Below are 570 nucleotides of genomic sequence, written 5' to 3'. Positions count from 1 at the left end.
CGCCCCCGGCATCCTCCTCGACAGCGCGCACAAACGCCTCGACATCATCCCCACAGGCGACGTCATCACCACCGCCGTCAGCGGACGCACCCTCAGAGTCGGCCTCGACCCCGCCAAACTCCAGACCCTGATCAACACCACCACCGCACCCATCACCAACATCTCCGCAAAGTTCAGCGTCAGCGACGGAGCGAGCACCCCCCACAGCCACACCGTCACCCTCGCCCAGAACCAGACCCCCAACATCCAGTTCGTCGGCGCCTCCAACCAGATCGTCACCAACGTCACCACCACCCCCGCCGGCGGCGTCGTCACCATCGGCCTGCACCAGGACATCCTCGACGCCATCGCCAACGGCAGCGGCGGCAGCGGCGCCTGGAACCTCCAGACCAACGGCGACACCGCCACCCCCATCGGCAACGGCGACACCGTCCAGTTCAAAAACGGCAAGAACATCGCCGTCACCCGCCCCCATAACGGCAAAGACCTCACCGTGAGCGTCGTCGACGCCCCCGTCTTCGCCGGCAAAGTGAGCGCCCAAGGCTTCGACGCAACCCACCACAAAATCGA

Annotated in this window: 1 protein-coding gene; it reads left to right on the top strand. The window is 66.0% G+C overall.

All coding sequences use genetic code 11. From position 1 onward, the window contains the following. Positions 1-570: hypothetical protein (locus B0D78_RS12980; RefSeq protein ID WP_168170137.1), on the top strand; the 570-nt coding region annotated here is incomplete at both ends.

Source organism: Pyramidobacter sp. C12-8 (assembly GCF_002007215.1).
Taxonomy (GTDB): domain Bacteria; phylum Synergistota; class Synergistia; order Synergistales; family Dethiosulfovibrionaceae; genus Pyramidobacter.
This window is presented reverse-complemented; position numbering and strand designations above follow the sequence as displayed.